The following is an 18,765-nucleotide window of genomic DNA, read 5'->3' on the forward strand; positions in this document are numbered from 1 at the left end:
ATTGTATTACCTCCTTATTTTTGTTGTAAACAATCCATTACTATTGTATCAAACTTTTCAGGTTGTTCCACATGAATTGCATGTCCAGCCTGTAAAACTTTTATTTTTTTTGCATATGGGAGGCATTCTTCTAGCTCTTTCGCTAAGTAACAAAACTTACTATCCCATTCTCCACACAAAATTGTCACAGGAAGTTCAACTGTATGAAGAATCTCCCACCAAGATGGTTGAGAACCTGTCCCCATCCCAAGTAAACTATTTGCAAGACCAGTTGCACATTGATTTAATCTCTCTTCTCGTAACGCTTCTTTTTTCTCATCCGGTAAATGCTTATGTGATTCAAACAACGGAATCTGTTCCCACTCATCAATGAATGCTTCCACACCAAATAGGTCAATGTTCATCGCTAATGTTGCATCCTGCTCTCTACGGATAACACGTTCTTCCTCTGTTCGCAATCCTGCCGTTGTACTTTCTACTATAAGAGACTGTACACGTGATCCGTATAAGCAAGCCATCGTTAATGCAACACGTCCTCCCATTGAATAGCCTAATACGTGCGCTTTCGTGATTTGTAATGCATCAAGGAGTGCAATCATATCTTTCGCTACATATTCAATATCATACCTTGTTACATCAGACGGGCTTTCCGTCTCACCGTGACCAAGTAAATCAACCGTGATAACTTTGTACTGCTTTGACCAGTTGTTGATAAATGGATGCCATGTTTGTTTACTTCCCGTAAAACCATGAAGTACTAGTAGTGCTTCACCACTTCCAACAATATCGTAACTGTAGTCTACCCCGTTTAGTTGCACATTCATGAACGTTCCCTACTTGTTATATGTTTCGTTAACATGTCGTTAATGTTATTCCATAACGTACGGTGCATGTGTAGATTTTTTTCTCTATCTGTTTTCATTTCGATAACGTGCAAACCATCTTCATGAATGCCTCTCTGAAGCTCCGATTCGAATTCATTCCACGTTTCTACACGTGCAAAATGACCGTCATACATTCTCACAGTATGTTCATAATCCAATCCAAGTGGTGTTCCAAATAATACTTCAAAATGCTTCTTCTCCGCATATTGTGGTAAATACGAGAAGATACCTCCGCCGTCATTATTCATCACAACAATCGTTGCATTTAACTTGTACAACTTCGCCATCAACAGTCCATTTAAATCATGATAGAACGATAAGTCTCCTAAGAATAATACGAGTGGGCTTCCATCCGTACCCGCTCCTAATGCACTAGAAATTGTTCCGTCAATTCCGTTCACACCGCGATTGGCCATAATAGTAATACCTTTTTGATCGACCTCAAAGAACGTATCCATATCACGGATTGGCATACTATTTCCAACAAATAACGTCGCTCCTTCTGGTAACGTTTTTTGTAAAATTGGAATGGCCTTTCCTTCAAATAAATCTTCATATGTATGAATTGTTGCGAACTGTTCCTTCGTCAATGCATTTAACTCCGTCCATGTTGATAACCACTTACAGTCTGTACATGTCGGTAATGCTTCTGCCACATCATGACAAAACAGTGCTTCATTACAATAAACCATTTCTGCTCCAATCAAAGAAGGGTCACGCCACTGTGCTCCCTCGTCCACAATCAGTTGCAATGCATTTGCATGCTTCTGTACATATAAAGAGAATGCTTTTGACACCGGTGAATCACCAAAGCGAATAATAATATCTGGTTGTAACGATTCTACGACCGCTTCTGAACGAAGAAATGTATCATAACATTCGACTATGTGGTCACCTTTATGTCCACCGCTTCTTGCACCTGAGAGTGGATCTGCCAAGATTGGATAGCCAGTCTTCTCAGACAAGAGTACCATCGCTTCTGCAAGACGTTCATCACTTTGTTGGCCACAAACGATAAGGCCTTTTCGATACGTTGTAAATAACGAGACATAATCGACAATTTGAGCTTCACTTAAGCGCTTTTGTCCACGTGTTACATCTACATGCTGTTCCCTCTTTAATATTCCATGATCCCATAAATCAGTTACTGTAAGGTCTGGTACAAGTGGCTCACGTAATGGAAAATTAATATGTACAGGTCCCGCAGGAACCGTAAGCGATGTACTTACACCTCTTGCTGCTGTAGACCTAATATAGTGACACATACGTTCCGTTCCTTCTGGTAAGGCCGTTTCAATAAATACTTTCACAAAATCCCCAAACAAGTGCAATTGGTTCATTGCTTGAGGGGCGCCAACATCACGTAACTCATGAGGACGATCCGCCGTTAAAACAAGTAACGGAATACGTGAATGATACGCTTCAATAATGGCTGGATAGTAGTTGGCAGCTGCTGTTCCAGACGTACAAAGAATGGCAACGGCTTTCTTCTTCGCCTTTGCCATTCCTAATGCAAAAAATGCAGCAGAACGTTCATCTACATGTAAATACGTATTTATTTTTTCATTCTCTGCCATTAGCAGCGCAAGCGGTGTTGAGCGAGAACCAGGGCTAATAATAACATCCGATACCCCCTGTTTCGTCAATTCATCTACAAATGCCCCGAGATACACTGATAATATTTGCTTTTGTTCCATTACTTCGTTCCTCCTAAAGCTGCTAACATCGGCTTAAACTTAATTCGTGTCTCTTCATATTCTGCTACTGGTGTTGATTCTTCGACAATGCCACATCCAGCAAATAAGGAAACATCTTTTCCTTTTACTAAACCTGAACGAATCGCTACTGCAAATTCACCGTTTTGTTGTCCGTCCATCCAGCCGATAGGGGCTGCATACCATCCACGATCTAACATTTCCTTCTCACGGATAAATGATAAAGCCTCTTCCTTCGGGTATCCTCCTAAAGCAGGAGTCGGATGTAATTTTTCTACTATATCTACGAAATGGATAGCTTCATTTGTGTTCGCACATACTGGTGTATATAAATGATATAAATTACGAACAGCTAGAATAGTTGGCTCAGCTGGAATATTTACGGTGTCACATACTTCTTCCATTACACCCCGGATCATTTGCACAACAATTTTATGTTCACGTATATTTTTTGCATCGTTTAATAATTCGTGGTAGTTCTTTGTATCTTCTATTTCTGTTTCACTACGACCAATTGTTCCTGCAAGACACATTGATGTTAGTTGATTACCCTCTTTTCGAATAAGACGCTCTGGTGTTGCACCGATAAAGCATGATGTACTAGTATCAAAGGAGAAAAGATAACTACTTGTTTGTTGTTCATGCAAATTCTTTAATACATAGAAGGAATCTATATTTTCATCAAATGTTAACTTTAATTCTCTTGCTAATACAATTTTTTCTATATCACTTTGTTTCATTGTATCTACTGCTTCTTGAACAAGGTTCATCCACTCAACTGGGTAGACTTCCTCTTCGCCTACTATAGCTGGCTCTTCCCACGTCATATGGATATCGTGAAATAATTCACGTTCACTTCTCTTATATGCCTCGTACACTTCTTCTGCATCTGTATGTGGTGTAACAAATATATTCGCTGTCATATACTGCTTCGTATCTTTACTTGTTAACATAAAGGTCGGAAGCACAAACCAAGCGTTTGCAAATTCTTCCCACAATCTTGTTTTTTCTTTTTGTGAATCAAATGTAAATCCGCCAAATAACAGCGGTCCTGTACCAATTACCGCTTCTTGTTGGTGAAGAATACATGCTTGTTCCATCTTCGACCATTCTGCTTGTATATGGGTAAAAGGCTTATCCTTATCACTTTTAATGGAAGTGACAAAGCCTATTCCTGTTATCGTCATATTTGTTGTTGGCTCGCTCCAATAAAAGCGCTCACCGTTATATAATTGTTTGCCACGTGCGTAGAAAAGAAGTGGATCTTGCCACTGCACCTCTTTGACATAGCTGACTAATATATTCTTTCCTATCGTTTTTGCTTTCGTGCAAGCTTCAAGGAGTGATGTACGAAAGCTCTTTTCTATAGTGACAATCACTCAAGTTTCCCCCTCATTCATCCTATCAAAACGGACAAAAATAGTCGGTTTATCCTTATTTTAAGATACACCTCTAGCATAACTACTGTCAATGTTAGGAGGTTGTATCCCAACACTTACAGTATTTTTTCATTGACACATTTTTTCTCTTTGCCTACACTTTAAATAGAAGAGAACAGCAAGGTTTGTTCTCTTCTTTTCATGAATAGGACAACTACTTTGTTATTATTTTTCATTTTACGGTAAAAAGGAGGTTCTCATGCACGAACTTACAACGAATCACAACAAAAAAAGCTGGAAAGTTTGGTGGAATTTATTACGCCCTCATACGTTAACAGCTGCATTCATTCCTGTCTTTATCGGAACAGCTCATGCAGGATTTGATGCAATTCATATCCCACTTTTCTTAACAATGCTCCTTGCTTGCTTGCTTATTCAAGCCGCAACGAACATGTTCAATGAATACTTTGACTACAAGCGTGGGTTAGATAATGAGAAGTCAATCGGAATCGGTGGTGCTATTGTACGTGAAGGTGTACAACCAAAAACAGTTCTATATTTAGCGTATGCATTCTTTGGCATTGCATTACTACTTGGTGTCTATATTTGTGCAAACAGCAGTTGGTGGCTTGCGGCAGTCGGATTAATCTGCATGGCAGCTGGTTATTTCTATACAGGTGGACCAGTACCAATTGCATATACGCCGTTTGGAGAGATTGTTGCTGGTTTCTTTATGGGACTTGTGATCATTAGTATTTCGTATTTCATTCAAACAGGCACAGTAACAAATGATATTATGCTTATGTCGCTACCAACGTCCCTTCTAATCGGTGCCATCTTACTTGCGAATAACATTCGTGACTTAGATAACGATAAAGTAAATGGACGTAAGACACTGGCTATTCTCGTTGGCAAGAACAACGCGATTGGTGTGTTAGCTAGTATGTTCATCATTTCTTACGGATGGACAATTGTTCTTATCGTAACTGGCTTAACAGAAATTTGGACACTTCTTGTGTTCATAAGCGCACCAAAAGCTATCCAAGCAGTAAAAGGGTTTATCGGAAAATCAGAACCAATTGAAATGATGCCTGCAATGAAATGCACAGCTCAAACAAACACATTCTTTGGATTTTTATTTTCCATCGGTCTATTAATCGGCTACTTCTTATAATTTTGTTCATACTAAGCATGAGGAACGTACCTTAATTTTTTGATGAAAGGAAGTGTTCTTCATGCTTTCTTCTGTTCTAAAGGAACAATTACAAGCAACGCTCCTTATAGAAAAACAACAATTAGAAGAACGATTACATGGCGGAGCAAACGGAGAATATTTATCTGAAACGGAATCTATCGGGGAGTTATCTAGCTACGATAACCATCCAGGAGATTTAGGAAGTGAACTATTTGAACGTGGAAAAGACTTAGCGCTTCATGAACAAATGCGCGAAGACTTGGAAGAAATCAAGGTTGCTCTGGCAGCGATAGAAACAGGAGAGTACGGTATATGTAAAGTTTGTCACCAAGACATATCCCCCGAACGGCTAGAAGCCCTTCCCTCTACACTCTATTGCAAAGAGCATAGCCCAGAGCAAACCGTTTCCAAAAGTCGACCAATTGAAGAACGAGTTATCGGTCATCCATTCGCAAACCATGACTTAGCCTCAAATGTCGGCTATGACGGCGAAGACAGTATTCAAGATGCAATGAAAGTTGGATCATCCGATACGCCGTCAGACTTCATTACAAATGAAGAAAAAGACTATAATCATACGTACTTCCACTCTAATGAACCACTTGGATATGTGGAGGACTTTGAGAACTTTATCGGCACCGATATACACGGAAAAGACAAAGCAATATACGGAGTAAAAGCATATCAACAATATGAGCAAGAGCTAGATAACTACGAACAACAGGCAATAGAAGGCACATTACAAACAGATGATTATCCAGAATAATAATAGAAGCCTAGAGATTTTCTCTAGGCTTTCCCCATAAAAAAGAACACTCATAAATGAGTGCTCTCAACTGGATAAAATCCAATTATTTTTTTGTAACGTTAGCAGCTTGAGGTCCGCGGTTGCCGTCTACGATTTCGAACTCAACTTCTTGACCTTCTTCTAATGTTTTAAATCCGTCGCCTTGGATAGCTGAGAAATGAACGAATACATCGTTTCCGCCGTCTACTTCAATAAATCCAAAACCTTTTTCACTGTTAAACCATTTTACTTTACCGAATTGCATCAGTATACCTCCTAAAAATAAGAAAAAATATTTACTATCTACCTACATACTGATGGAATGACCGAAACGAATTCATCTCCAGTTCTCACTGGAATTATGATTCAGACTCTTCAATCAAGGCGATGGATGAGTATAATTCCATACATTTTTATTACAAAACGTACAAGAAGAAATGTTCCAATTAATTCAAACACATAATTATGTGGTTAATAGTAATACCATCATAACACGATAGTTACATTAGGTCAATGGAAAGAAAAACACTGTTTTTTTCACTTTTTTTAGAGGTCCCATTTATTATCCATTCAATTTTTTGTCTTTGTCGTCCACTTTCTTCATATATTAACCATATGAAAGGAGTGTGAAAGATGTCATTTCGTAACGAAGTGAATTGGCCCCTCGCATCCTTACTCGTTGATTGTTGTGTCGAAACATATGAACAATATAAACAAAAAGGAATCTTTTATGCACCTGACCCTTTCACAATTGTCAAAGGATTTCAAGCTACCTCCTTTAACGATACAACGTGGTTCGGCTTTATTCTAGAATCTCCCCAATATATACTTGTTGCTTTTCGTGGCACAAAAACAGACGATGAATGGATTACCGATTTCTCCATTAATCAACGGTCTTTCCCATACGTTCCAGATAGTGGGAAAGTACATGGCGGATTTCTTTCTATTTACGAATCATGCCGAACTACTATTATGGACACCCTTCACGTTCTTCCAAAGAAAACTCTGCTCACCACAGGTCATAGTTTAGGCGGTGCTCTTAGTATCCTCTTCTCCTTAGATGTCGCTCATAACTTGGCCTTACCAGGCATTATTCATTACAATTTCGGTGCACCAAAAATTGGAGACAAAACATTCAAAACACGCTTCGACCAGCTCGTTCCAATAAGTTTCCGCTTTGTAAATTTACATGACTTTGTTCCATTACTCCCTCCAAATGACCTTCTAAAAAAGAAACGCGACTATCATCATGTAAAACAATTCTTCTCATTTTCAACAAACAAGGGGAAAATTATGAAAAATCATCGTATCTATACATATCGTGATGCCGTCAGAAAGCTTCTCCAACAAAATATGAAAAAGGAAACTATCGATACATAGTTTCCTTTCTCTTCTTAACGTATCATTTCTGAGTGCTTAATCTTCCAAATATCATGTGCGTATTGCAGAATCGTTCGATCACTTGTAAAGTGGCCAGACTGAGCAATATTCGTAATACTCATTCGTAACCACGTATGTGTGTCTTGATACATGTTATTCACCCGTTCATGTACATCTATATATGAAGCGAGGTCTTTCAGGACAAAATATTCATCATTCTGAACCGTAAGAGAATCATAAATTGGCTCGAACTCATCTTGGGCGACAGGATAATACCCATTCACTAACTGGTCCACAACACGATGAACTCTCGCATCATGATGATAATAATCCATGGAACGATACCCACCGTTATGATGATAATTCAATACTTCTTCCGACGTTAAACCGAAGATGAAAATATGTTCGTTTCCTACTTCTTCTTTAATTTCAATATTCGCCCCGTCAAGCGTCCCTACCGTCACTGCACCATTCATCATAAACTTCATATTTCCCGTACCAGATGCTTCCTTACTTGCAGTTGAAATTTGTTCACTCACATCCGCCGCTGGGAAAATATCTTCTGCTAACGATACACGGTAGTTTTCGAGGAAAATAACCTTTAATCGGTCATTCGTTTGTTTATCATGATTTACTTTGTCTGCTAAAGAGTTAATAAGTTTGATGATTTTCTTTGCATAATAATAGCCTGGGGATGCCTTTGCTCCAAAGATAAACGTATGTGGATAGATCGTAAAGCTACTATCTTCTTTCAAACGATTATACAAATACATAATATGCAACACATTTAATAGCTGCCGCTTATATGCATGTAACCTCTTTACTTGTACATCAAAGATAGAATTCGTATCAACATTGATTCCTGTTTGTTCATAAATATGTTTCGCCAATATATCCTTTCGGGCTTTCTTTACTTGTGCAATTTGGTGCTGAAAAACGGCGTCTTCTCGGTACGAAAGTAACTCTGTCAACTTCGCCGGAGATTGAACCCACTTGTCACCAATTGCTTCATTTAATAACGAAGCAAGCTGTGGATTCGCCTTTAATAACCAACGGCGATGCGTAATACCATTCGTCTTATTATTAAACTTACTTGGATAAAATTTATAAAAATGATTCATCTCTCGTTCCTTCAAAATATTCGTATGAATCTTTGCAACACCATTGATACTATGACTACCAACAATCGCTAAATGAGCCATCTTGACTAAATCATCTGCAATAATTGCCATTTGCTTAATACGGTCCCATTCTCCAGGATACCGCTTCCATAACTGCTTACAAAAACGCTCGTTAATCTCCTCCACAATCATATAAATACGCGGAAGCAATGGTTTGAAAATACGAACTGGCCATTTTTCTAATGCTTCAGAAAGTGTCGTATGATTCGTATAGGAGATTGTCTCAATCGTAATATGCCACGCCTCTTCCCAGCTCATTTTCTCCTTATCCAGCAATATGCGCATCAATTCTGGAATGGCTAAGACAGGGTGCGTATCATTAATATGAATTGCGACCTTTTTATGCAAATCCTTCACATGTCCGTGATGGGCCCGATGTTGTTGAATAATATTTTGTAAGCTAGCTGATACGAGGAAGTATTGTTGTTTAAGCCGTAATATTTTCCCTTCATCGTGCGTATCGTCCGGGTAGAGCAACTCAGACACAGCTTCTGTTTCTCGCTTATATTCCATCACATTTTTGTCTGTCGGATACGGAGAAGGCTCTGCATTCCACAATCGAAGTGTATTAATTGTATCTGTCTTATAACCTACGACCGGAATATCATACGGAACAGCTGTTATTTTCTCTTCACTAACAGTACGGAAGTCTAATCTACCATTAAGATGAATAGTTTCAACCTCTCCCCAAAATCCAACCTCAATTGCTTGGTCATGACGCCTTAGTTCCCATACATTCCCATGACGTAACCATTGCTCTGGCAGCTCCACTTGGTACCCCTCGACAATTTTTTGATCAAATAATCCATGCTTATATCGAATGCCATACCCATGCCCAGGAAGATTTAAGGATGCAAGTGAATCGAGAAAACAAGCTGCTAGTCGTCCTAATCCACCGTTTCCTAGTCCTGCATCACTTTCACTTTCTTCAACCTCCTGCAATGATATCCCTAAATCTAGAAGACCTTCCTCACATATTTCTCGTATCCCAAGATTCAATAAATTATTTCCAAGCATCCGACCAAGTAAAAACTCAATTGATAGATAATATACTTGCTTTGCATGTGTCGAACGGTTATGTTCATTCGTTGCAATCCACGTGGCACTAATAAATTCTCTTACCATGTGACCAAGTGTATGATATTGATCACGCACCGTTGATTCTTTAAAACTTTTCCCACAAAGCATTTCTAACTTCTCTAAAAATGTTTCTTTAAATATTTCCTTATTCGAAAACATGGCTTTCTCTCCTCTCCCATACACGAAGAAACCTCCACCAAAGTACGAAGAAGATAGGTGGAGGTGAAACTGCATTACTCGCCTTGCAACTGTCTGTATAAATTATTATATTCCCCTGCAGATTGTCTCCAGCTATAATCTCTACTCATCGCTTCTCGTACAATCTCTTCCCATCGCACTGGTTCATGATAATAATACAGCGCTCTTTTTATCGTATGAAGCATATCGTGCGCATTGAAATTACGGAAACTAAATCCATTCCCTTCTCTTGTCACTTCATTATACGACTGTACTGTATCATTTAAGCCACCTGTTTCTCGTACAATTGGTACTGTCCCGTATTGAAGTGCAATAAGCTGTCCCAAACCACACGGTTCAAATTGAGATGGCATAAGGAACAAATCAGCACCGGCGTAAAGTTCATGCGCGAGCGATTCATTAAATCCGATATACGCTCTTACTTTCTCTGGATACACATATTCCATATGTTTAAAGAAATCTTCATACTCTTTCTCACCTGTTCCTAAAACAATAAGCTGGATTTCCTCTTCCATTAGTTGATGAAACACATGACGAACGAGGTCTAAACCCTTTTGCTTCGTAAGGCGTGTCACCATCGCAATAATTGGCGTATCTTTGGACGCTTGTAGTCCAAATTTTTGTTGGATTGTTACTTTGTTTGGATGCTTCCTCTCAATCGATATTGCATCGTATGTTGATGTAATTTCTTGATCGGATACCGGATTGTAAACAGTATCATCAATACCATTCACAATACCGTATAGCTTATCGTTATGCTTTCGCAACAAACCGTCTAATTTCTCTCCGAAATAAGCATATTGAATTTCTTCTTTGTAAGTAGGACTAACTGTCGTAATAAGATCCGACGCAGCAATACCCGCTTTCATGAAGTTAATCTTTCCGTAAAATTCAAGTTGCTCCATATTGAAATACTTCTCATCTAACTCCAATACCTCATGCATCATATCTTTTGGAAATACACCTTGAAACTGGAGGTTATGAATTGTAAATACTGTCTTCATGTCTTTATATATCTCATGTTCACGATAATGCGCATCTAATAGAAAACTCACCATCCCTGTATGCCAATCATGGCAATGAAGAACATCTGGCATGAAATCAAGGAATGGAATACTATCTAGTACCGCTCGTGAAAAAAATGAAAAACGCTCTCCATCATCATAATGTCCATATAACAATGAATCTCTCTTAAAATAATATTCATTGTCTAGTAAATAATATGTCACACCATCGTATTCTGTTTTGAAAATCCCACAATATTGATTTCGCCAACCAAGCTTTACTTGGAAGATATGATACAATTCAAATTCTTCCCGTAACGCAGGCGAAATAGAACTATAATTTGGCAATATCACACGTACTTCTGTGCCAAGTTTCTTCAATTCCTTCGGTAATGCGCCTGCAACATCTGCCAAACCACCAGACTTGGCAAATGGGACGCATTCGGATACCGCAAATAATACTTTCACGACTTCATCAACGCTCCTTGTACAGTACCTTTTCGAATCACGTACGGGTATTGTTTCGTCCCAGTAATAATTGTACCGTCTTCAATCTTAACATCTTTATCAATAATGACACCATCTAATATACAATTATCGCCAATTTGGCTCTTTTGCATAATAATACTATTACGAATTATCGTTCCTTTCCCTACTTTGACAGAACGGAACAACAAACTACTATCTATATTCCCTTCAATAATAGAACCATTTGCAATCATCGCATTTTGCACTTTCGCATCACTTGCATACTTCGTTGGTGGTTCATCTTTTGCTTTCGTATAAATTGGATATTCCTTTGTAAATACTTGCTTCCATATTTCTGGACGTAATAGTGACATACTATGCCTATAGTATCCTGTTAGCGAGTCAATTTTCATTAAATAGCCAGGTACTTCATAAATATGCTTTCTCAAGTTATCTTGGCATGTACGAATAAATGTAATAAGTGTATCTGCTGGCGCATGCTCATATGCACAAAACAAATGCAATAACAACTCTCGTTCGATGACATACATACCCAGTAATTCACCCTCATAACATAATTCTGTAATGTCAGCGCCAGCTTCTAAATGTCGCTGCAAGACACGTCTAAAATCTATTGTGCCTACAACGTGGCTATTTGCGACAACAACATACTTTTGAGTGGAGCGGAGTAAATATTCCATATGGCGTTGAAAAAACTCTTTTGACGCAAATTCTTCCTCTTTTCCACTTGGCGGAAATAAAAACAGTCCATGGCGTTTTCTATCTAAGTCCCATTGCTTCCCCGAACCAACATGATCAAGTAGCGAACGCGTTGGATTACAAGGGAATACTGCAACACTATGAATATTCGAATTAACAAAATTGGATAACATAAAATCAATTAATCGATATCTTCCTCCAAACGGCAACGCTGCTAATGAACGATGTCTAATTAGTTCATCTAATGATGGTTCATATGCTGTCGCATCAATGATTCCTAACATTTGTTGATTCATCTTTTTTCCCCTTCCATTCCTTATTCTGTTTCCGCTACTAACACAACATCGTTCAAATCTTTCTCGGGCATAATGATTGCATTATCTTCTATAACCATCCCAGAAGCAATAATTGCCCGCTCGATCACAACATTCTTTCCAATCACAACATCTGGCATAATAACCGATTCACGGATTGTACTACCTTCTTGAACTGTTACCCCTTGGAATAACACCGAGTTCTCAATATTTCCTTCGATAACACAACCTTCATTAATAAGAGAATCTTTCACTTTCGCATAAGGTGCAATAAATTGAGGTGGTTGATTAGAGGCTCTCGAATAAATTCGCCAATCACGATCGAATAAATTTAGACAATCGTCACTGCCATTATCCTTTAATAAATCCATATTTGCTTCCCATAAGCTCTTAACCGTTCCAACATCCTTCCAATATCCTTTGAACGGATAAGCAACTAATTTCTTTCGTTCTTCTAGCAATAACGGAATAATATCCTTTCCAAAGTCATTACTAGAATCCGGATTACGACTGTCCATTTCGAGATATTCTTTTAACACTTGCCATTTAAAAATATAAATCCCCATCGAAGCGAGGTTGCTTTTCGGGAACTGTGGCTTCTCTTCAAATTCAGTAATATCCAGATCTTCATTCGTATTCATAATACCAAAGCGACTTGCTTCATCCCACGGTACTTCAATAACTGAAATAGATACGTCCGCATCTTTTTGAATGTGATAGTCTAGCATCTTAGAGTAATCCATTTTGTAAATGTGATCACCAGAAAGGATTAAGACATACTCTGGATTGTATTGCTTTAAATAATTTATATTTTGATAAATAGCACTTGCTGTTCCTGTGTACCATTTCACTCCTGAAGACTCCGAATAAGGAGGTAATACCGTTACTCCGCCATTTCGTCGATCTAAGTCCCATGAACTACCGACACCGATATACGAATTGAGAACGAGCGGCTGATATTGTGTTAAAATACCGATTGTTTCAATACCTGAATTCGTACAATTACTTAATGTAAAGTCAATGATTCGATATTTCCCTCCAAAATGAACAGCGGGCTTTGCTAAGTTTTTGGTCAAAGAGCTTAATCTACTCCCTTTTCCCCCTGCTAATAACATTGCGACGCATTTCTTCTTTACCATTTGCTATTGTCCCCTTCCTCGACTTCACCGGTCGAATGATCGATATTCCAAATGGAGGTATTGTGATTTCAATGCTGCTTGGCTGGTTATGATATGGTTCTTTTACAGTTTTCAATCGTTTCTTATTGATTTGTCCAGAACCACCATACTTCGTATCGTCGCTGTTTAACACCTCATTATAAAAAGCTACATCAGGTACACCAATTCGGTAATTCATATATACTTGCTCTGTAAAGTTACATACAATCAGTAAGAAGTCTTCTTCATTCTCTCCCTTACGTAAAAAAGAAAAAATACTTTGCTCCCTATTAGTTACATCCACCCACTCAAAACCTTCATACGTATAATCTAATTGCCACAATGGCTTAGAGCGTTTATAGAAGGCTAATAGATCTTTAACAAAGACATTCATTTTCTCATGCATCTCAAACTCAAATAAATTCCAATCTAAATCCTCTAAGTCTTTCCATTCGTCAAATTGACCGAACTCCCCACCCATAAACAAAAGCTTCTTTCCAGGATGCGCCATCATATACCCATATAACAGACGTAGCTGTGCAAACTTTCTCCAATAATCACCTGGCATTTTGTTCAGTAATGACTTCTTCCCATGCACTACTTCGTCATGTGAAAGTGGTAGAATGAAGTTTTCAGAGAAAGCATACAAAATGGAGAATGTCACCTTTTCATGCATGTATTTTCGATTTTCAGGCTCACACTCCATATACGTTAACATGTCATTCATCCAACCCATGTTCCACTTATAATTGAAGCCAAGTCCACCTTTATCTGTTGGCCACGTAACCATCGGCCAGTCAGTTGAATCTTCTGCCATCATCAAGAAATTAGGATTCTCATTAAATACTATTTCATTTAAACGACGAAAGAATGTTACTGCATGCTCATTCTTTTGTTGCACACTATCTATATTCCAATACAACATATTCGCAACAGCATCTACACGGAAACCGTCAATATGAAAGTACTCCATCCAGAACATTGCATTTGAAATTAAGAAACTTTGAACTTCAGGTTTGCCTAAGTCAAAGTTAGCTGTTCCCCATACTGCATTTTCTCGAATAGGCATACTTTCATATTCATATGTTGGTGTACCATCAAACATGTACAACCCATGTGCATCTTTGCAAAAATGTCCAGGTACCCAATCGAGAATGACACCAATCCCTTGTTGATGGCATTCGTCTATAAAATACATAAGGTCCTGTGGAGTCCCATACCTACTCGTTACGGCAAAATAGCCCGTTCCTTGATATCCCCATGAACGGTCATATGGATGCTCTACTAGGGGCATAATTTCAATATGCGTAAATCCATGCTCTTTGACATAGGGAATTAACTCTTCCGCACATTCACGATACGAATACGGTGTACCATCCTCTTTTAAACGCCATGACCCAAAGTGCACTTCGTAAATAGCCAACGGTTCTTTATAACTCACTCGCTTCTCACGACTTTTCAACCATTTTTTATCCTTCCATTTGTATCCGTCTAGTTCATATACAATAGAAGCTGTCTGAGGACGCATTTCCGAATAATATGCATATGGATCTGCCTTTAAAATAATATCTCCCGTTTTTGTCACAATTTCATATTTATATAAGCTGCCATTCCCAACTTCAGGAATAAACAACGCCCATACTCCTTCATTACTTACTTTCTTCATCTGATGATTTGTACCAATCCACTTGTTGAAATCCCCAACAATACGGACCTCTTTCGCATGTGGAGCCCATACAGAAAAGCGAGTACCAATCAAACCTTCTTCCTTCCATCGATGTGCCCCAAACGTGTGATAACTCTTAAATAAACTTCCTTCATGAAACAAATGTATATCATAGTCTGTAAGATGCGCCGTATCCAAAATGAATCACCTCTTTCCTTCTGTTAATCTAAATAAATGGATTACATAATATATTCAATAAATTACTTAAAATACCTGTTAAAAATATATTAAAAATTGTGACTTATTAAACAAACAATTATTGAAAACGTTGTCAAAAAAATGTCGATTAATATATAAATATAAAGTCAAAATATGTCTTCATCCTCATAGTATCCCATTGTAATAGGCTTAATCCCAAAAACATATGCGTTTAAATTATTCCAAAAACGAGTTAAACGTTTTCATATATAAATAAATATTTATGTATATATTTTTTGAAAATACTTATGTAAACACTTTCATTTTTTCTGTTTTAACACATACAAAAAGACAGTGTTCATAACAAGATGAAGCACTGTCTCCTATTGCATTAAGCTGACGCATTATATACTCTTTTCTTGGAACAATTCCCGATAATCTATGAGTAACAAAGATAAAAGAGAGAAAAACATTCCAAAGGAGTAAGAGTACAAGGTCACCCTTTCTACTTCTAGCACGATAAAGGTTAAAAGTCCAAGAACTACATACGCATAAACTTGAAATTGTACTTTCGTTAATTTAACGAAACCTCGCCTTAGCATAATTTTTGACAAAGCATAGCAAATAAAAAAGGTATGCACATACAAAAGAAAATGGAAATAAATCATTGATATAATTGCACAACAGATAACGACCATTTCAATAGTGATTGAATGCTTCATCCGACACCTCTTAAAAGAAAGAATTTTCAGTCTTATATATGTATCGTAAAGTGAAACGACAAACGTGTCAAATCATGCTAGTCTATCTAAAAGGAGGAAATACAAGGTGAAGAAAAAACGATTGCTTATCATTATTTGTAGCATCACGTTAGCCTTTATTCTTACAATCATCGTATCCAATTACCAATCATTCTATCATGCAAAAGAACAATGCATACAACAAGGAAATATTCCTCATATTGAACGATCATTCCTTATACTTAGCTGGTCTGTATCATGCGAAAAATAATAGGATAAAAAGAAAAAAGCATATATCCAATGATATATGCTTTGATGACCCGTACGGGATTCGAACCCGTGTTACCGCCGTGAAAGGGCGGTGTCTTAACCACTTGACCAACGGGCCTAACATATGGCAGAGAAGAAGGGATTCGAACCCTCGCACCGGTTACCCGATCTACTCCCTTAGCAGGGGAGCCCCTTGAGCCACTTGGGTACTTCTCTGTATGATATGGCTCCGCAGGCAGGACTCGAACCTGCGACCGATCGGTTAACAGCCGATAGCTCTACCACTGAGCTACTGCGGAAAAACATATGGTGGGCCTAAATGGACTCGAACCATCGACCTCACGCTTATCAGGCGTGCGCTCTAACCAGCTGAGCTATAGGCCCTTTTTGGAGCGGGTGAAGAGAATCGAACTCTCGACCAGAGCTTGGAAGGCTCTTGTTTTACCACTAAACTACACCCGCAAAAAAATGGGGCGACTGATGGGAATCGAACCCACGAATGCCGGAGCCACAATCCGGTGCGTTAACCACTTCGCCACAGCCGCCATAAAAATGGTGCCGACTAGAGGACTTGAACCCCCAACCTACTGATTACAAGTCAGTTGCTCTACCAATTGAGCTAAGTCGGCCAATTATGAAATTTGTAAATGGTGGCTCGGGACGGAATCGAACCGCCGACACGAGGATTTTCAGTCCTCTGCTCTACCGACTGAGCTACCGAGCCTTTAAAAATGGCGGTCCCGACCGGGATCGAACCGGCGATCTCCTGCGTGACAGGCAGGCATGTTAACCGCTACACCACGGGACCATTTTGGTTGCGGGGACAGGATTTGAACCTGCGACCTTCGGGTTATGAGCCCGACGAGCTACCGAGCTGCTCCACCCCGCGTTAATAAGAAATATTTACTTAATGCTGAAGATAAAATAAATGGAGGAGGAAGAGGGATTCGAACCCCCGCGGGCTTTGACACCCCTGTCGGTTTTCAAGACCGATCCCTTCAGCCAGACTTGGGTATTCCTCCGTATTTATGAATCTCATGGTGGACCTTGTAGGACTCGAACCTACGACCGGACGGTTATGAGCCGTCTGCTCTAACCAACTGAGCTAAAGGTCCCTAGTCTTAGTATCCAAAGAAAATATGGTAGCGGCGGAGGGAGTCGAACCCACGACCTCACGGGTATGAACCGTACGCTCTAGCCAGCTGAGCTACACCGCCATATTATTTACTATGAGATTGTACTATTGGTGGAGCCTAGCGGGATCGAACCGCTGACCTCCTGCGTGCAAGGCAGGCGCTCTCCCAGCTGAGCTAAGGCCCCAATATTATTAATGGTCGGGAAGACAGGATTTGAACCTGCGACCCCCTGGTCCCAAACCAGGTGCTCTACCAAGCTGAGCCACTTCCCGTATATATATAATTATATCAATTATATATTATACAAGTATTTTCACCATTTTTTAAAATGGCGCGCCCGAGAGGACTCGAACCCCTAACCTTTTGATCCGTAGTCAAACGCTCTATCCAATTGAGCTACGGGCGCTTATTAAAATGGTACCGAGGGCCGGACTCGAACCGGCACGGTAGTCACCTACCGCAGGATTTTAAGTCCTGTGTGTCTGCCAATTCCACCACCCCGGCTAGGACTTATGGAGCGAAAGACGGGATTCGAACCCGCGACCCCAACCTTGGCAAGGTTGTATTCTACCACTGAACTACTTTCGCAACATATTTAATTAAAAATGGTGCGGGTGGAGGGACTCGAACCCCCACGCCAAAGGCGCTAGATCCTAAGTCTAGTGCGTCTGCCAATTCCGCCACACCCGCATATCATTTTATAAATGGTGAGCCATGAAGGACTCGAACCTTCGACCCTCTGATTAAAAGTCAGATGCTCTACCGACTGAGCTAATGGCTCTAAAAGAACTGGTGCCGACTAGAGGACTTGAACCCCCAACCTACTGATTACAAGTCAGTTGCTCTACCAATTGAGCTAAGTCGGCCTTATGGTGGAGGATGACGGGATCGAACCGCCGACCCCCTGCTTGTAAGGCAGGTGCTCTCCCAGCTGAGCTAATCCTCCAACTTGCCTGGCAACGTCCTACTCTCACAGGGGGAAACCCCCAACTACCATCGGCGCTAAAGAGCTTAACTTCCGTGTTCGGTATGGGAACGGGTGTGACCTCTTTGCCATCATTACCAGACTATTTTTTTAGCAACATTACTCATTATACTTAAATAATTTATAATGTCAACATTTTTTGAAGTATTTATTCCTTCAAAACTAGATAATGTGTGCTAAACCTTGCATAAACGTTAGTTAAGTCCTCGAGCGATTAGTATTCGTCAGCTCCATGTGTTGCCACACTTCCACCTCGAACCTATCAACCTGATCATCTTTCAGGGCTCTTACTTACTTGCGTAATGGGA

13 protein-coding genes, 22 tRNA genes and 2 rRNA genes are annotated in these 18,765 nt (G+C 39.4%); 4 read left to right on the forward strand and 33 right to left on the reverse strand.

What is annotated here, in order from left to right; all coding sequences use genetic code 11:
• Positions 1-14 precede the first annotated feature (14 nt).
• The 3 genes from menH to IEV41_RS14715 are packed head-to-tail and all read right to left on the reverse strand — an operon-like array spanning position 15 to position 3,978.
• The gene (menH, locus tag IEV41_RS14705) at positions 15-824 is read right to left on the reverse strand and encodes a 2-succinyl-6-hydroxy-2,4-cyclohexadiene-1-carboxylate synthase (RefSeq protein WP_188389244.1); all 810 of its coding nucleotides are present in this window, start codon (positions 822-824) and stop codon (positions 15-17) included.
• Complete coding sequence (menD, locus tag IEV41_RS14710) at positions 821-2,581, reverse strand: 2-succinyl-5-enolpyruvyl-6-hydroxy-3-cyclohexene-1-carboxylic-acid synthase (protein WP_188389245.1); 1,761 nt, start codon at positions 2,579-2,581, stop codon at positions 821-823. The genes menH and menD overlap by 4 nt, the downstream gene beginning before the upstream one ends.
• Positions 2,581-3,978: an isochorismate synthase gene (locus IEV41_RS14715; RefSeq protein ID WP_188389246.1), complete on the reverse strand. Its 1,398-nt coding sequence runs from the start codon at positions 3,976-3,978 to the stop codon at positions 2,581-2,583. The genes menD and IEV41_RS14715 overlap by 1 nt, the downstream gene beginning before the upstream one ends.
• A gap of 259 nt (positions 3,979-4,237) precedes the next feature.
• Between IEV41_RS14715 and IEV41_RS14720 the strand changes: the two genes are divergently transcribed.
• Both IEV41_RS14720 and IEV41_RS14725 read left to right on the forward strand, forming a co-directional pair.
• Positions 4,238-5,152 carry a 1,4-dihydroxy-2-naphthoate polyprenyltransferase gene (locus IEV41_RS14720; RefSeq protein WP_188389247.1) on the forward strand — a complete coding sequence of 305 codons (915 nt, stop codon included), beginning with the start codon at positions 4,238-4,240 and terminating at the stop codon, positions 5,150-5,152.
• Between the two features lie 61 nt (positions 5,153-5,213).
• Positions 5,214-5,939: a TraR/DksA C4-type zinc finger protein gene (locus tag IEV41_RS14725; protein WP_188389248.1), complete on the forward strand. Its 726-nt coding sequence runs from the start codon at positions 5,214-5,216 to the stop codon at positions 5,937-5,939.
• Between the two features lie 85 nt (positions 5,940-6,024).
• On the opposite strand, the gene cspD is transcribed toward IEV41_RS14725, so the two are convergent.
• Complete coding sequence (cspD, locus tag IEV41_RS14730) at positions 6,025-6,225, reverse strand: cold-shock protein CspD (protein ID WP_188389249.1); 201 nt, start codon at positions 6,223-6,225, stop codon at positions 6,025-6,027.
• Positions 6,226-6,593: 368 nt separating this feature from the next.
• On the opposite strand from cspD, the gene IEV41_RS14735 reads away from it, so the two are divergent.
• A complete protein-coding gene (locus IEV41_RS14735) occupies positions 6,594-7,340 on the forward strand; it encodes a lipase family protein (protein ID WP_188389250.1) in 747 nt (248 codons plus the stop codon).
• Between the two features lie 14 nt (positions 7,341-7,354).
• On the opposite strand, the gene IEV41_RS14740 is transcribed toward IEV41_RS14735, so the two are convergent.
• The 5 genes from IEV41_RS14740 to glgB all read right to left on the reverse strand — a co-directional run bounded on the left by IEV41_RS14740 (position 7,355) and on the right by glgB (position 15,326).
• Complete coding sequence (locus IEV41_RS14740; protein ID WP_188389251.1) at positions 7,355-9,760, reverse strand: glycogen/starch/alpha-glucan phosphorylase; 2,406 nt, start codon at positions 9,758-9,760, stop codon at positions 7,355-7,357.
• A 74-nt stretch (positions 9,761-9,834) separates the two neighbouring features.
• Positions 9,835-11,322, reverse strand: a complete 1,488-nt coding sequence (gene glgA / locus IEV41_RS14745; RefSeq protein ID WP_373284247.1) for a glycogen synthase GlgA — start codon at positions 11,320-11,322, stop codon at positions 9,835-9,837.
• On the reverse strand, positions 11,268-12,287 hold the full coding sequence (locus tag IEV41_RS14750) for a GlgC family sugar phosphate nucleotidyltransferase (protein ID WP_188389253.1): 1,020 nt from the start codon (positions 12,285-12,287) through the stop codon (positions 11,268-11,270). The genes glgA and IEV41_RS14750 overlap by 55 nt, the downstream gene beginning before the upstream one ends.
• Positions 12,288-12,307: 20 nt before the next feature.
• Positions 12,308-13,444 (reverse strand): glucose-1-phosphate adenylyltransferase, encoded by a 1,137-nt coding sequence (locus IEV41_RS14755; protein ID WP_188389254.1) that lies wholly within the window; start codon positions 13,442-13,444, stop codon positions 12,308-12,310.
• Complete coding sequence (gene glgB, locus IEV41_RS14760; RefSeq protein ID WP_188389255.1) at positions 13,392-15,326, reverse strand: 1,4-alpha-glucan branching enzyme; 1,935 nt, start codon at positions 15,324-15,326, stop codon at positions 13,392-13,394. The genes IEV41_RS14755 and glgB overlap by 53 nt, the downstream gene beginning before the upstream one ends.
• 828 nt (positions 15,327-16,154) lie before the next feature.
• Here glgB and IEV41_RS14765 point away from each other — a divergent pair.
• Positions 16,155-16,337 carry a hypothetical protein gene (locus IEV41_RS14765; RefSeq protein ID WP_188389256.1) on the forward strand — a complete coding sequence of 61 codons (183 nt, stop codon included), beginning with the start codon at positions 16,155-16,157 and terminating at the stop codon, positions 16,335-16,337.
• Positions 16,338-16,382: 45 nt separating this feature from the next.
• Here IEV41_RS14765 and IEV41_RS14770 read toward each other — a convergent pair.
• The 24 genes from IEV41_RS14770 to IEV41_RS14885 form a co-directional block, all read right to left on the reverse strand.
• A tRNA-Glu gene (locus IEV41_RS14770) sits at positions 16,383-16,454 on the reverse strand.
• A 7-nt stretch (positions 16,455-16,461) separates the two neighbouring features.
• Positions 16,462-16,552 (reverse strand) — tRNA-Ser (locus IEV41_RS14775).
• 8 nt (positions 16,553-16,560) lie between these two features.
• Positions 16,561-16,635: transfer RNA gene (locus tag IEV41_RS14780), tRNA-Asn, on the reverse strand.
• Between the two features lie 8 nt (positions 16,636-16,643).
• Positions 16,644-16,720, reverse strand: a tRNA-Ile gene (locus IEV41_RS14785).
• 4 nt (positions 16,721-16,724) lie between these two features.
• A tRNA-Gly gene (locus tag IEV41_RS14790) sits at positions 16,725-16,798 on the reverse strand.
• A 7-nt stretch (positions 16,799-16,805) separates the two neighbouring features.
• Positions 16,806-16,881 (reverse strand) — tRNA-His (locus IEV41_RS14795).
• Between the two features lie 8 nt (positions 16,882-16,889).
• A tRNA-Thr gene (locus tag IEV41_RS14800) sits at positions 16,890-16,965 on the reverse strand.
• A 19-nt stretch (positions 16,966-16,984) separates the two neighbouring features.
• Positions 16,985-17,060, reverse strand: a tRNA-Phe gene (locus IEV41_RS14805).
• Between the two features lie 8 nt (positions 17,061-17,068).
• Positions 17,069-17,144 (reverse strand) — tRNA-Asp (locus IEV41_RS14810).
• A 4-nt stretch (positions 17,145-17,148) separates the two neighbouring features.
• Positions 17,149-17,225 (reverse strand) — tRNA-Met (locus tag IEV41_RS14815).
• A gap of 40 nt (positions 17,226-17,265) precedes the next feature.
• Positions 17,266-17,358, reverse strand: a tRNA-Ser gene (locus IEV41_RS14820).
• A 16-nt stretch (positions 17,359-17,374) separates the two neighbouring features.
• Positions 17,375-17,451 (reverse strand) — tRNA-Ile (locus IEV41_RS14825).
• A gap of 25 nt (positions 17,452-17,476) precedes the next feature.
• Positions 17,477-17,553, reverse strand: a tRNA-Met gene (locus tag IEV41_RS14830).
• Between the two features lie 27 nt (positions 17,554-17,580).
• Positions 17,581-17,656, reverse strand: a tRNA-Ala gene (locus IEV41_RS14835).
• Positions 17,657-17,667: 11 nt separating this feature from the next.
• Positions 17,668-17,744: transfer RNA gene (locus IEV41_RS14840), tRNA-Pro, on the reverse strand.
• A 57-nt stretch (positions 17,745-17,801) separates the two neighbouring features.
• Positions 17,802-17,878, reverse strand: a tRNA-Arg gene (locus IEV41_RS14845).
• Between the two features lie 9 nt (positions 17,879-17,887).
• Positions 17,888-17,976 (reverse strand) — tRNA-Leu (locus IEV41_RS14850).
• Positions 17,977-17,985: 9 nt separating this feature from the next.
• Positions 17,986-18,060: transfer RNA gene (locus IEV41_RS14855), tRNA-Gly, on the reverse strand.
• 18 nt (positions 18,061-18,078) lie between these two features.
• Positions 18,079-18,162, reverse strand: a tRNA-Leu gene (locus IEV41_RS14860).
• Between the two features lie 15 nt (positions 18,163-18,177).
• Positions 18,178-18,253, reverse strand: a tRNA-Lys gene (locus IEV41_RS14865).
• A 9-nt stretch (positions 18,254-18,262) separates the two neighbouring features.
• Positions 18,263-18,338: transfer RNA gene (locus IEV41_RS14870), tRNA-Thr, on the reverse strand.
• Between the two features lie 4 nt (positions 18,339-18,342).
• Positions 18,343-18,418: transfer RNA gene (locus tag IEV41_RS14875), tRNA-Val, on the reverse strand.
• Between the two features lie 5 nt (positions 18,419-18,423).
• Positions 18,424-18,539 (reverse strand): 5S ribosomal RNA (rrf, locus tag IEV41_RS14880).
• A 112-nt stretch (positions 18,540-18,651) separates the two neighbouring features.
• A 23S ribosomal RNA gene (locus tag IEV41_RS14885) occupies positions 18,652-18,765 on the reverse strand; the annotation flags it as partial.

The sequence above is a fragment of the Priestia taiwanensis genome (genome assembly GCF_014638355.1).
Classification (GTDB): Bacteria; Bacillota; Bacilli; order Bacillales; family Bacillaceae_G; genus Priestia_D; species Priestia_D taiwanensis.

Excerpts from the sequence above, each read along its gene's own strand:
- IEV41_RS14735 (WP_188389250.1), top strand. The coding sequence starts at position 6,594 with ATGTCATTTCGTAACGAAGTGAATTGGCCCCTCGCATCCTTACTCGTT.
- menH (WP_188389244.1), bottom strand. The coding sequence starts at position 824 with ATGAATGTGCAACTAAACGGGGTAGACTACAGTTACGATATTGTTGGA.
- IEV41_RS14750 (WP_188389253.1), bottom strand. The coding sequence starts at position 12,287 with ATGAATCAACAAATGTTAGGAATCATTGATGCGACAGCATATGAACCA.
- IEV41_RS14740 (WP_188389251.1), bottom strand. The coding sequence starts at position 9,760 with ATGTTTTCGAATAAGGAAATATTTAAAGAAACATTTTTAGAGAAGTTA.
- menD (WP_188389245.1), bottom strand. The coding sequence starts at position 2,581 with ATGGAACAAAAGCAAATATTATCAGTGTATCTCGGGGCATTTGTAGAT.
- cspD (WP_188389249.1), bottom strand. The coding sequence starts at position 6,225 with ATGCAATTCGGTAAAGTAAAATGGTTTAACAGTGAAAAAGGTTTTGGA.
- IEV41_RS14755 (WP_188389254.1), bottom strand. The coding sequence starts at position 13,444 with ATGGTAAAGAAGAAATGCGTCGCAATGTTATTAGCAGGGGGAAAAGGG.
- IEV41_RS14720 (WP_188389247.1), top strand. The coding sequence starts at position 4,238 with ATGCACGAACTTACAACGAATCACAACAAAAAAAGCTGGAAAGTTTGG.
- IEV41_RS14725 (WP_188389248.1), top strand. The coding sequence starts at position 5,214 with ATGCTTTCTTCTGTTCTAAAGGAACAATTACAAGCAACGCTCCTTATA.